The 12,296-nt window shown below is 51.6% G+C and carries 12 protein-coding genes; 10 read left to right on the top strand and 2 right to left on the bottom strand.

What is annotated here, in order from left to right; all coding sequences use genetic code 11:
• Positions 1-631: 631 nt before the first annotated feature.
• From AC2FC2_RS22430 to AC2FC2_RS22405, 6 genes are all read left to right on the top strand, one after another.
• On the top strand, positions 632-1,846 hold the full coding sequence (locus AC2FC2_RS22430; RefSeq protein ID WP_209635311.1) for an aspartate aminotransferase family protein: 1,215 nt from the start codon (positions 632-634) through the stop codon (positions 1,844-1,846).
• A 52-nt stretch (positions 1,847-1,898) separates the two neighbouring features.
• Positions 1,899-2,933, top strand: a complete 1,035-nt coding sequence (astA, locus tag AC2FC2_RS22425; RefSeq protein ID WP_209635309.1) for an arginine N-succinyltransferase — start codon at positions 1,899-1,901, stop codon at positions 2,931-2,933.
• The gene (gene astD / locus AC2FC2_RS22420) at positions 2,933-4,405 is read left to right on the top strand and encodes a succinylglutamate-semialdehyde dehydrogenase (RefSeq protein ID WP_265553718.1); all 1,473 of its coding nucleotides are present in this window, start codon (positions 2,933-2,935) and stop codon (positions 4,403-4,405) included. The genes astA and astD overlap by 1 nt, the downstream gene beginning before the upstream one ends.
• Positions 4,406-4,459: 54 nt before the next feature.
• On the top strand, positions 4,460-5,800 hold the full coding sequence (astB, locus tag AC2FC2_RS22415) for an N-succinylarginine dihydrolase (protein WP_209635306.1): 1,341 nt from the start codon (positions 4,460-4,462) through the stop codon (positions 5,798-5,800).
• Between the two features lie 11 nt (positions 5,801-5,811).
• Positions 5,812-6,795 carry a succinylglutamate desuccinylase gene (astE, locus tag AC2FC2_RS22410; RefSeq protein ID WP_490308188.1) on the top strand — a complete coding sequence of 328 codons (984 nt, stop codon included), beginning with the start codon at positions 5,812-5,814 and terminating at the stop codon, positions 6,793-6,795.
• 651 nt (positions 6,796-7,446) lie between these two features.
• The gene (locus AC2FC2_RS22405; protein WP_404759406.1) at positions 7,447-8,529 is read left to right on the top strand and encodes a porin; all 1,083 of its coding nucleotides are present in this window, start codon (positions 7,447-7,449) and stop codon (positions 8,527-8,529) included.
• A gap of 86 nt (positions 8,530-8,615) precedes the next feature.
• Here AC2FC2_RS22405 and AC2FC2_RS22400 read toward each other — a convergent pair whose 3' ends face one another.
• Together AC2FC2_RS22400 and AC2FC2_RS22395 are read right to left on the bottom strand one after the other, a co-directional pair.
• Positions 8,616-8,843, bottom strand: coding sequence for a biofilm development regulator YmgB/AriR family protein (locus AC2FC2_RS22400; protein WP_209635304.1), 228 nt, complete (start codon positions 8,841-8,843; stop codon positions 8,616-8,618).
• Between the two features lie 130 nt (positions 8,844-8,973).
• Entirely contained in the window at positions 8,974-9,165 is a 192-nt protein-coding gene (locus tag AC2FC2_RS22395) for a YdfD/YebW family protein (RefSeq protein WP_012145560.1), read from the bottom strand.
• Between the two features lie 226 nt (positions 9,166-9,391).
• Here AC2FC2_RS22395 and lysM point away from each other — a divergent pair, with 226 nt between their 5' ends.
• The 4 genes from lysM to AC2FC2_RS22375 all read left to right on the top strand — a co-directional run bounded on the left by lysM (position 9,392) and on the right by AC2FC2_RS22375 (position 12,278).
• Positions 9,392-9,838, top strand: a complete 447-nt coding sequence (gene lysM, locus AC2FC2_RS22390; protein WP_037419951.1) for a peptidoglycan-binding protein LysM — start codon at positions 9,392-9,394, stop codon at positions 9,836-9,838.
• A 455-nt stretch (positions 9,839-10,293) separates the two neighbouring features.
• A complete protein-coding gene (locus AC2FC2_RS22385; RefSeq protein ID WP_209635303.1) occupies positions 10,294-10,458 on the top strand; it encodes a hypothetical protein in 165 nt (54 codons plus the stop codon).
• A 97-nt stretch (positions 10,459-10,555) separates the two neighbouring features.
• Positions 10,556-11,497, top strand: a complete 942-nt coding sequence (locus AC2FC2_RS22380) for a pirin family protein (protein WP_490659932.1) — start codon at positions 10,556-10,558, stop codon at positions 11,495-11,497.
• Positions 11,498-11,924: 427 nt separating this feature from the next.
• The gene (locus tag AC2FC2_RS22375; protein ID WP_209634076.1) at positions 11,925-12,278 is read left to right on the top strand and encodes a DUF1304 domain-containing protein; all 354 of its coding nucleotides are present in this window, start codon (positions 11,925-11,927) and stop codon (positions 12,276-12,278) included.
• Positions 12,279-12,296: the final 18 nt, after the last annotated feature.

The following is a 12,296-nucleotide window of genomic DNA, read 5'->3' as shown; positions in this document are numbered from 1 at the left end:
CAGTAAGTTAACAAATATGAGATCTGGCGCGGGGGTTGCGTGTGCGCATGCACAATGATGCGCCGCGATGTGCTGCGCAGAGCCTTGGCTGGCGTGGGTTTGCTCTCATAGGGTGCAGTGCCTGCACTGAAGTGGGGCAAAAGTGTGATGGGGCGCATGTCAGGCCAAATTATTTTTGCGAGCGCGATCAGAAATATTGAAGTTTTTTGTAATTGAATAGGATTTCGCAGCCAACGATGATTTTTCGCCTTATTTTTCCAATTATTCATTACCAATGCATATTTATTGAATAAGTATGCATTGTAAGCCGTTGTTTTAGCGTAAAAAAACCAAAAAATTGCCGGAAATCCCAGTTTGGCACGATAGCTGCTCTACACTCTTTATCAAACGGCATGTATTTTAACTGCTCGTTAACATTTATTCCCCGTTCCAGGACCTGATTCCCGGCATAAATAGCGAAAAACGCGTTTGATGTAACAGATTTGTTTCTGAATAGACGGTGAGAGGCAGAGTTATCACCGGTCGAAAAGGAGATGCAACGGCGCTGTTTTTCTTGTTTTGTTGTGGAACATCCGGGCAGGAACGGCCCTTACAGTCAAAATTCAGTCTTTGCTGAAGTTATGAGGTCATTATGGAACAGCCAATCGCAGTTACCCGCCAGTCTTTCGATGACTGGATGGTCCCGGTTTACGCCCCCGCTGATTTTATTTTGGTTCGGGGAGAAGGATCGCAGGTCTGGGATCAACAGGGTAAGTCTTACATCGATTTTGCCGGTGGTATCGCGGTAAACGCGTTGGGCCATGCTCACCCCGTGGTGACGGCAGCGCTGGTGGAGCAGGCGGGCAAACTGTGGCATCTGGGCAACGGCTATACCAACGAACCGGTACTGCGTTTGGCAAAGCAGCTGATTGACGCCACCTTTGCCGATAAGGTGTTTTTCTGTAACTCCGGTGCGGAAGCCAACGAAGCGGCACTCAAGTTGGCGCGTAAACGCGCTCTGGATAAAGGCAACGGCAGCAAAAACCAGATTGTCGCGTTTAACAACGCCTTCCACGGCCGCACGCTGTTTACTGTCTCAGCGGGTGGGCAACCGAAGTATTCAAAAGATTTCGCCCCGTTACCGGGTGGGATCACCCATACACCGTTTAACGATTTGGCCGCTGCGGCTGAAGCGATCAATGACAATACCTGTGCGGTGATTGTTGAGCCGATCCAGGGCGAGGGCGGTGTATTACCTGCTGATCCTGCTTTCCTGCAGGGCCTGCGTGAGCTGTGCGATCGCCATGATGCGGTGCTGATTTTCGATGAAGTGCAAACCGGCATGGGCCGTACTGGCGATCTGTATGCCTACATGCAATACGGCGTGGTACCGGACGTGTTAACCACCGCGAAAGCTCTGGGCTGTGGCTTCCCTATTGGTGCCATGCTGACGACGGATGATCTGGCCAAAACGCTGGGTGTCGGCACCCATGGCACCACCTACGGCGGTAACCCGCTGGCGACGGCCGTGGCCGGTGCGGTGTTCTCTATCATCAATACGCCAGAAGTATTGGATGGGGTGAAACAGCGCCACCAGTGGTTCCTCGACGGGTTGAACAAAATTAATCAGCAATATCCGATTTTCTCTGAAATCCGCGGTGGTGGCCTGTTGATTGGTTGCCAGTTGACGAAAGATTATGCCGGCAAGGCGAAACAGATCACGCAATTGGCCAACGAAGAAGGTGTGATTGCCCTGATTGCCGGCCCGGATGTGGTGCGCTTTACCCCTTCACTGATCATCCCGGAACAGGATGTGAAAGAGGGGCTGGCGCGATTCGCGCGAGCCGTGGCGCGGATTTGCAGCTAATACACAGGCTGCGCCCTTACCGGCGCAGCCTGATCAAGACGAGGTTCGCATTATGATGATTATTCGCCCTATAGAGCGTCGCGATTTGGCTGATTTATTGACGCTGGCCGGTAAGTCCGGCATCGGTCTCACTTCCCTGCCACAAGACGAAGATACCTTGTCGGCACGCATTGAGCGGGCGTTAAAAACCTGGCAAGGCGAACTTCCGCGTGGTGACCAGTGTTATCTGTTTGTCCTGGAGGACAGCGAGCGTCAGCAGGCCGTAGGGGTTTGCGCCATTGAAGTGGCCGTTGGGCTCTCAGAGCCGTGGTACAGCTTCCGCGTCGGGACCCAGGTGCATGCGTCCAAACAGTTGAATGTGTATAAATCGGTGCCGACGCTGTTCCTCAGCAACGATCACACCGGTCATTCCGAATTATGTACGTTATTCCTTGACCCGGACTACCGCCACGGCGAAAACGGCAAACTGCTGTCGAAGGTGCGTTTCCTGTTTATCGCCGCCTTCCGTGAGCGTTTCTCCGAACGGCTGATTGCCGAAATGCGTGGTTTTTCCGATGAGAATGGCCGCTCACCTTTCTGGGAGAGCGTCGGGAACCACTTCTTTTCTATCGAGTTCGCCAAGGCGGACTACCTTAGCGGCACCGGGCAAAAGGCATTTATTGCCGAGCTGATGCCGAAGCACCCGCTGTATGTCGACTTCCTGGCTGAAGACGCGCAAAAAGTGATTGGTGAAGTGCACCCGCAGACAGTACCGGCACGCCGGGTACTGGAGTCGGAAGGCCTGCGTTATCAAGGTTATGTCGATATCTTCGACGGTGGCCCAACGTTGGAAGCGGAAATCGACCATATTCGTGCGGTCAAACAAAGCCGCCTGGTGAAAGTAGTGCTCGATGAGACCCCGATGCGGGCTGATGCGCCGCTCTATCTGGTGGCCAACGATCATTATCAGAATTACCGCGCACTGTTGGTCAATGCCGATCTGTATGACGACCGTCTGCATCTCAATGCCGCCACCGCTGCAGCGCTGGGTGTTGAACAAGGCAGCCCGGTGCGGGTTATCCCCCTTATTGCACAGGAGAAAGCGTAATGTCACATCCTGCACTCTTTATTAATGGCTCATGGCAACAAGGCCATGGCGCTGAGTTCAGTAAAACTGATCCGGTCGATAATCAGCCGCTGTGGCAGGCCAACGCCGCCGATGGCAGCGATGTCGCTGCGGCCTGTGAAGCCGCTCGTGCGGCGTTCCCAACCTGGGCTCGCACGCCTTTTGAGCAACGCGAGCAGATTGTGAAACGTTTTGCTGCGTTGCTGGAAGAACACAAACCGCATTTGGCGGCGGTGATCAGTCGTGAAACCAGCAAACCGCGCTGGGAAACGCTGACCGAAGTACAGGCAATGATCGGTAAAGTAGGGATTTCACTGCAGGCATATCAGACCCGTACCGGCGTTAGCCAGACGGCGATGGCGGACGGTGTTTCCGTATTGCGCCACCGCCCGCACGGGGTGCTGGCGGTGTTTGGGCCTTATAACTTCCCAGGCCATTTACCCAATGGTCACATTGTCCCGGCGCTGCTGGCGGGCAACACCGTGGTGTTTAAACCGAGTGAATTGACGCCGCAGACCGCCGAAGAAACCTTGAAGCTGTGGCAGCAGGCCGGTTTGCCCAATGGGGTGATCAACCTGGTGCAAGGCGGGCGTGAAACCGGCGAGGCACTGGCCGCCCGTGCGGATATTGATGGCCTGCTGTTTACCGGCAGCGCCGGCACCGGTTATCACCTGCATCGTCAACTGGCGGGGCAGCCTGAAAAAATTCTGGCCTTGGAAATGGGGGGTAACAATGCGTTGATTGTTGATCAGATTGAAGACCGCGATGCGGTGGTTAATCTGGCCATTCAATCGGCATTTATTTCCGCGGGCCAGCGCTGCACCTGTTCGCGCCGTATTTTGGTGAAACGTGGCAGTGAGGGCGATGCCTTTATCGAGCGTTTGGTACAGGTGGCGAGCGCGCTGCGCGTAGGCCGTTGGGATGCTGAACCCCAGCCGTTTATGGGCGGGGTAATCTCGTCGGCAGCAGCAGAAAAAATGCTGGCGGCGCAGCATCACTTGCTGGCGTTGGGCGGAAAAGCTTTATTGACCATGCAGCGGCTGGAAAGCGGCAGTGCGTTGCTGAGCCCAGGCATTATCGATGTGACTGGCGTGCGGGACGTGCCGGATGAAGAATACTTCGGCCCACTGACCACCCTCATTCGCTATAACGACTTTGATGAAGCGGTGCGTATCGCCAACCAGACGCGCTACGGCCTGTCGGTCGGTCTGGTGTCGCCGCAGCGTGAGCGTTTTGATCACCTGTTGCTGGAAGCTCGCGCGGGTATCGTCAACTGGAACAAGCCATTGACCGGTGCGTCAAGTGCAGCACCGTTCGGCGGTGTTGGGGCCTCCGGCAACCACCGTCCAAGTGCCTACTACGCAGCGGATTATTGTGCCTGGCCAATGGCGTCGCTGGAAAGCGAAAGCCTGACGTTGCCGGCGAGCCTGTCGCCAGGACTCTCATTTAACTAAGCACTCAGCGTTTTGTTGCGCAGGGCCGAGCCTGCTCGGCCCCAGGAGAACAGCATGTCAGGATATGAAGTCAATTTCGATGGTCTGGTGGGCCTGACGCATCACTATGCCGGATTATCATTTGGTAATGAGGCATCGACACAGCATCAAAACAGCGTGTCGAACCCAAAGCTGGCGGCCAAGCAGGGGCTGTTGAAGATGAAAGCACTGGCAGATCTTGGCTTTCAGCAGGGCGTTTTGCCGCCACAGGAAAGACCTCACGTGCCAATGCTGCGCAAGTTAGGCTTCAGCGGTAGCGATGAGGCGGTGTTGGCACAGGCTATGCGACAGTCTCCACGTCTGTTGTCCGCATTAAGTTCGGCATCTTGCATGTGGACCGCCAATGCGGCCACGGTATCACCGTCGGCTGACAGTGCCGATGGCAAGGTGCATTTCACTGCCGCCAACTTGAACAATAAATTCCACCGCGCGATTGAGGCTGAGACGACCTCTGGCGTGCTACGGGCGATTTTTAACGATCCACGCCATTTTGCGCACCACGAGGCTTTGCCGCAGGTGGCGCTGTTTGGTGACGAAGGTGCAGCCAACCATAACCGATTGGGCGGCGACTACGGTAAACGTAGTGTGCAAATGTTTGTCTACGGCCGCCAGGAGTTTGGCGGTGAAACGGCTCCGACGCGTTATCCGGCACGCCAAACGCGTGAAGCAGGCGAGGCAATTGCGCGTCTCCATCAGTTGGATGAGCAGCATACGGTATTCGTACAACAGAACCCGGCCGTGATCGATCAGGGTGTGTTCCATAACGATGTCATTGCCGTCAGTAACCAGAATGTGTTGTTCCACCATCAACAGGCATTTTATCAACAGCAGCAAGCGCTGGATGACGTGCGGCGTAAGATGGCGACGTTGGACAGCGAGTTGGTGGCAATTGAAGTACCGACAGCACGCGTGTCTGTGGCCGATGCGGTCGCGACTTATCTGTTTAACAGCCAAATCCTGACTAAGCCCAATGGCAAAATGATGATCGTGGTGCCGGAAGAATCGCGTCAACATCGTGGTGTTTGGGGCTATTTGACGGAGATGGTTGCCGCCGGTGGGCCGATCGATGAAATCAAGGTGTTTGATCTGCGTGAAAGCATGCGTAACGGTGGTGGACCCGCCTGCTTACGGCTGCGTGTGGCGCTGAATGAGCAAGAGTTACGGGCGGTAAATCCGCGTGCAATGATGAACGATACGCTGTTCGTTACCTTGAATGAGTGGGTTGATCGCTACTACCGCGATCGCCTGACGCAAAATGATTTGGCCGATCCGCAACTGCTGCGTGAAGGGCGTGATGCACTGGATGCCCTGACGTCGATTCTCGGGTTGGGCTCGGTTTATCCATTCCAACAATAGGCGAAGCCACCATGTTTGATCTGTTGGCCCTGACGCTGGCGGGGCAGGTTCCCGCCGAGCAGCAGGGTGAGAACGAAAATTTGCACTGGCGTTGGCTGGGAGAAGGCCTGCTGGAAATCACGCCGCGGCAGGATTATCAGCACGCGGTGGTCGTTTCCGCGGGTATCCACGGCAATGAAACGGCGCCGATTGAATTGCTGAATCAGTTGGTCAAGGATGTGCTTTCCGGAGCCCGCCCGTTAGCCGTTCGCCTGCTGGTCGTGCTGGGTAATCCTGCGGCGATGCGGGCTGGCCAGCGCTACTTGCACAGTGACATGAACCGGATGTTCGGTGGCCGTTATCGCGATTTTGACCACAGTGGCGAAACCGCGCGGGCACAACAACTCGAGCAGGTTATCGCGACATTTTTCGATGCTGAGAAAGCGGCACGATTCCATTATGACCTGCATACGGCGATCCGCGACTCGCGGTTGCCACGATTCGGCATTCTACCTTTCCAGACAAGGCCTTACAGTGCGGACATGTTGGCATTGTTGGATGCTGCCGACCTGGATGCGTTAGTGATCCACAGTGCGCCCGGTGGCACCTTCAGCCATTTCACCAGTGAGCACGTGGGGGCAGCCAGTTGTACGCTGGAACTGGGTAAGGCACGGCCGTTTGGCAGTAACGACTTGCAGCAATTTGCCGCTATCAACCGCGCTTTGCAGGCTGCGGTGAGCAATGAGCCTTTACCGCAACGGCCTGGCGACGCACTGCGGGTATTCCGTGTGGAGCGATCGCTTATCAAGCGCAGTGAGGAGTTTAGGCTGCATCTCAGTGACGACACCGCCAACTTTACCGAACTGAAGCAGGGGACCCTGTTGTGTGAGCAACCCGGTGAAGAGTATCGGGTTCAGCATGCGCGCGAGTGGATCTTGTTCCCTAACCCGAAGGTCGCATTGGGGTTGCGTGCCGGCATGGTGTTGATTGAAGCACCGCGTAGCACGCTGTATTGAAGCGTTAGTACCGAATACCTTTTTATACTTATGAAATTTAAGGTTGTAGCGATGTTAGCTGCAACCTTAAATAACAACACTATATCATGCTGCAAATTCCTCTTATTTATCCCTCTTTATATCCCCTGGTTCATCATTGCCATTTTTTTCTTTAATCATTCCCTGCTGTCATTTTTGATGCGTTGGATCTAATTAATTATCCTAAGCGGTAAAAGATTCGATTAAAACGTGATTGAACGCCTTAAATTCACGTGGTGACTTTACTCAGATAAAAATGTGAAATAAGTAACGTTATTAATAACCATGCTAACTTTCATGATATTTGCCGATCGAATGGAAAGCATACAAAAAGAAACCAATTTGCACCTAAATGGTGCATTGCACCAATATGGTTATAAGATATGTAGCAAATATCATTATTAATCAATGATTTGTTTTTTGCTTTAATGTAATATTTGGTTACAAATAAACATGCTTTATCCACGGTGTTTTATGAACTTTTTTATTTTAAGTTTGCATTCATGATGCTAATGTCACATGGCTCCTTAATTAGGGGCGCTCATAAAACACTAAATGATAAAGATCACAGCCCAAACCATAAATTGGGCGTGATGGGCAGGATTTTAAAAATTATAATATCTAGGAAAATAAATGATGAAACGCAGTGTATTAGCCTTAGCTATTGCCCTTGGGGCAATCACCTCATTTGCCAACGCGGCTGAAATTTATAATAAAGATGGCAATAAACTCGATCTGTACGGTCGCGTTGCTGCCAAACATGTTTTCAGCAAAGATAAAGGTGAAGATGGTGATATGACTTACGTTCGTCTGGGTTTTAAAGGCGAAACGCAAATCAATGACCAACTGACCGGTTACGGTCAATGGGAATACCAAGTCGCAGCCAACCACGATGAAGCGCAAGGCAGCAAAGGCACCAAAACCCGTCTGGGCTTTGCGGGCTTGAAATTTGCCGACTACGGTTCATTCGATTACGGCCGTAACTACGGTGTCGTATACGACGCAGAAGCTTACACCGACATGCTGCCGGAATTCGGCGGCGACTCCTACAGCTACACCGACAACTACATGACCGCGCGTTCTAACGGCCTGGCAACCTACCGTAACCGTGATTTCTTCGGTTTGGTAGAAGGCCTGAACCTGGCGTTGCAGTACCAGGGTAAAAACGACAGTGACAGCCGTTCAGTGACTAAGCAAAACGGTGATGGTTACGGTATGTCCCTGGATTATCAGGACATCGGCGGCTCGGGCATCGGCGTAGCGGCAGCATTCTCTGACTCTAACCGTACTAGCGATCAGAAAAAATTGGATTACGGTAAAGGCGACAGCGCAACGGCCTGGACCACGGCAATTAAATATGATGCCAACCAGGTTTATCTGGCAGCGATGTATGCCGATACGCGCAACATGACGCCAATCAGCGGCAACGGTATTTCTGGTTTTGCCAACAAAACACAGAACTTTGAAGTTGTGGCCCAGTACCAATTTGAAAACGGTCTGCGTCCTTCCCTGGCCTACGTGCAGTCTAAGGGCAAGGATATCGAAGGGATTGGTGACGTCGATCTGGTGAAATACGTGGAAGTGGGTGCGACTTACTACTTCAACAAAAATATGTACACCTACGTTGACTACAAAATCAACCAGCTGAACGACGATAACAAGCTGAAACTGAGCACCGACGATATTGTCGCAGTTAACCTGACCTATCGTTTCTAAGTTTCAACGCTATTACCTTCTTCTTCCTGTGTCGGGAAAAATTGGTAACCAGGCAGAGCGCAAGCTCTGCCTTATTTATTGGGGCTTTATCGTCCTTTCGGGGCCTGGCCCATGACTTCGATGGCGGAGCGCAAGGTAGCAAAGCGCTGCTGATTGGTTTCATGCTCAATTTCATTCACCAAATGCGCCAAAATATTATTGCCGGATACTTTTTTATTGAGATTGATCAGTTGAATAACGGCGCCACCAACAGCCAGGCTGACGTCGCGCAATAGGGCTTCATAATGTTCGTTTGAAAGGGTAGATACGGGCATGGTGCCGTCTCCATATCGTTCGGGTGAAGCAATTTATCAAAATCGTGGCATAAAGCATCGTTGGTATGCCGGCTTTCCAGTGAATTCAGAAATTCCTCAGAAGAAACTAGCAGAAAAGTCGACGGGTATTTTACATTGGCGCATATTCGTTGGCGGGGAGCCAGAAGCCGTCGATGAAGTCCTCAAACGGGAAACAGCCGGCGTGACGCAGATTTTGTTCTTTCATACTGATCAGGCACTGGCGCTCATCGCGCAGGACGTCCACCACGATATCAGCGCAGCCACCATCCAGATAACAGACAAACATCACCAGAGCGTACATTGCGTCTCATGTCCTTCGTCAAGCTTTCCATTCCCTTATTGTAGGTAAGATTTGCGATTGTTTCATGCCTGGCTCGGCCCGACGAGGCGGATTGGCAGCGAAAGGTGGCACTTTCGGATTACTCTAACCGCTTAATACCTCAGGGCCAATTGAATATCCCTCTTGCAGTGCTAAGCTTAACAAGCCTTAAGTCAACGCAACATTGTAACCATCGAAAGGAGTGAATATGGGTTTGTTTAACTTCGTCAAAGAAGCGGGCGAAAAACTGTGGGACACAGTGACCGGCAATGCAACTGCCGAAGACCAAAGCGCCAAACTGAAGGACCATCTCAATAAAACGGGTTTGCCTGGCACCGATAAGGTCGATGTACAGGTGGTGGACGGTAAAGCTGTGGTGACGGGCGATGCAGCCAGCCAAGAGCTGAAAGAGAAAATTCTGGTGGCACTCGGCAACGTGGCCGGCATCAGTGGTGTAGAAGATAAGGTGACCGTAGAGCAATCTGCCGCAGAGAGCCGTTTCTACACGGTGAAGAAGGGCGATACCCTGAGCGCTGTTTCGAAAGAAGTGTATGGTAACGCGAACCTCTACAACAAAATCTTCGAAGCGAATAAGCCAATGTTGTCTAGCCCAGATAAGATCTATCCGGGTCAAGTACTGCGTATTCCGCAATAATTCAGACGCGTTTGCTATAGCCCGATCGTTGGTCGGGCTTTTTAATCTCAATCGGTATAAGTTGGTCTAATTATTCTTTGTTTTCCATAAAACTTATGAATGTCCCACGCCGTTCATCCTTGTCATCTGGGGGGAGTGTTGACCCTGATGAGGAAAATTGATAGCGTCTCAGCCCAACTGAGGTCTGAGCGGTATCGAGCGCGGAATCTGACAAACCCGCCATGGCGGGCTTTTTATTTATCAGCCACCCCTCACAATAACGTTAACGCGTGATGAGTTAAGATAGATTCTGTGAAACAACAGCGTACTACCTCACAAGATAAAAAATACCGTGAAACTTTGGGAGATGCGCAATTTGCTATCATTGTGCTGGCAATAGCGTCTTGCTCCCTGATCATTTTTACGCTGTCAGTCACGTTGTGGCTGACATGACGTCGTTCATTACAGGGGATAAAATGGAGCACAATCTCCACGATGAAACCAAGCTGCTGGCCATTATTGGCCTTTTGGTTTCCGTGCTGCTGGTCGTATCAATACTTTTCGGTGTCACTTATTTTTCTGATCTAAAGCATGCGCGCGATGAAGTCGATATAAAAGGTTGCTATATAAGGGCGCCTTAGCGTTCTGCCTCCCAGGTTGCGTTCTGGTCGCTTGCTCATGCTAAGCTGGCGTCCAGCAACTTACTCAATCTGTGTGCCGTTCTGGAGGTGTTTTACGATGAGCAATTCCCGCCCAACTTACTCTTCATCTTCCCGTGATTGTCCCGTCGTCGACGGTGTGCGCCAGATCCAACGCATTGCCGTGCGCAATGCTGAAGTCGGCGGTATTGCGATTAATCGTGCATTACCCACACGTGAACGTCGCACCGTTGGCGCATGGTGTTTTCTTGACCACGCCGGCCCGTCGGTATTTAGCGGTTCGTCACAGGGTATGGACGTCGGGCCACATCCCCATATTGGGCTGCAAACCTTTACCTGGATGATTGAAGGCGAAGTGTTGCACCGTGACAGCCTGGGCAGTGAGCAGGTCATACGCCCTGGTCAGGTAAACCTGATGACCGCAGGCCGCGGTATTGCACATACGGAGCAATCTACAGGGGAGGACCGATGTTTACATGCCGCACAACTGTGGATTGCGTTGCCCGCCGAATATGCTGACATGTCGCCGCGCTTTGATCATTATTCAGACTTGCCGTCTTGGTTGAGCGATGGGGTTAAGCAGACGTTGCTGGTGGGAGAATTTCAACAATACCGTTCTCCCGTTTTAACGTTTTCACCGTTAATCGCCATTGATTTGGAATGGCAGGAAGACGGATATTTGCAGCTACCTTTGCGAGAAGATTTTGAAATAGGCTTTTTGCCCCTTATTGGTGCATTTGAGGTTAATGATGAAAAATTTTCACCTGATGAATTTGCCTATTTAGGTAAGAATCTTAACCGTATCGAGTTACATGGCACGAAGGGCAGTCGTGCATTATTCATCGGTGGGTTGCCATTAAACGAGGAGATTCTCATTTGGTGGAATTTTGTTGGGCACAGCAAGGCAGAGATTACGCGTGCACAGCGTGACTGGGAGCAGGGGAATATACGTTTCCCCGATGTTGTTGGCTATTCAGGCCCTCGGATGGCCGCGCCACACCTGCCCTGGAGCGATGTTTGATATCTTCGAGCTATAACAGCGGGAGTGTTTTATTCATTTGGCTCTATTAACGTTAAATTAATGTGATCACAACTCCATGTTTTCGTACCGATATAGTTTATCTGGGAAATAGTGATCTGGCGCAAATAAATGGTCGGAGCAGTGGATTAAGATAACTTCCAAGAAGTGATGTTATCTACCGCTAGTCAGAAGTCTGTGAGGTTATTATGAGCCAAGTACTCTATCGTGCAAGATTGTCCCATGTTGTTATTGCAACGGCGGTGTTTTGGATCTCAATAGCAGCCATGCTGGTTGTTGCTCTGAACTAACTCTGAATGATTATGCAATAAACCCGCTGCGGCGGGTTTTTTTATGACTGGATATTCTCAATATTCTAAAAACGGTTAATACTTATTAAACCAATAGCTGATTAACCTTGTGAAGTGCAATGATAATTCTTTCTAACGTAGTCGTGTTGTTAATTGCCGCGATTCATCTGTATATCCTGATCCTGGAAATGTTTCTTTGGCAGAAGCCGACGGGCAGGCGCGTGTTCGCGACCACCGCAGAGTTTGCGGCGGCAACGCGGATATTGGCCGCCAATCAGGGGCTGTACAACGGATTTTTGGCGGCAGGCCTGGTATGGGGCGTCTGGCGTGCCGATCCCGCTGTGCAGGTGTTCTTCCTGGGCTGCGTGTTGGTGGCAGGGGTCTTCGGTGGGTTAACGGCAAGCCGTAAGATTCTCAGGGTACAAGCGCTGCCTGCATTGGTTGCTTTGTTGATCGTGATATGGGTGCATTAACCCGCCGTGAGGGGCGGC

The sequence above is a fragment of the Serratia sp. CoH_122_TC_1 genome (assembly GCF_058191755.1).
This window is presented reverse-complemented; position numbering and strand designations above follow the sequence as displayed.